Source organism: Stenotrophomonas sp. SrG (assembly GCF_050031795.1).
Taxonomy (GTDB): Bacteria; Pseudomonadota; Gammaproteobacteria; order Xanthomonadales; family Xanthomonadaceae; genus Stenotrophomonas; species Stenotrophomonas rhizophila_A.
The window spans coordinates 1-247 of record NZ_JBNBBE010000724.1; the positions used below are offsets into that span (position 1 = coordinate 1).

General features: G+C 68.0%; 1 protein-coding gene. It reads right to left on the minus strand.

What is annotated here, in order from left to right; all coding sequences use genetic code 11:
- Window positions 1-240: 2-oxoadipate dioxygenase/decarboxylase family protein (locus ACQG3P_RS21485; protein ID WP_426806187.1), on the minus strand; the 240-nt coding region annotated here is incomplete at its 3' end.
- Between the last annotated feature and the right edge of the window lie 7 nt (window positions 241-247).

A 247-nucleotide genomic window follows, 5' to 3' on the forward strand; every position in this document is an offset into this window, starting at 1 on the left:
CTCGTCGGCAGTGCCGACGCGGATGGCGCCGTGGCGCTCCTGCGGCAGGCGGCCGCGCTCGTCCTTGCGCTCGAGCTGCTCAGCCAGTGCCGGGTTGTCGGTGAGCACGTCATCGTTGATCTCGGCCACCAGGTCGACCAGGGTGCCGTACAGCGGCACTTCGGTGCGGTACATGGTGGCCCTGGCCTGGGCGCACAGGCTGCGGATATCGTCGGGTGAAACGAAACGGTCGGCGCTCATTACGTAC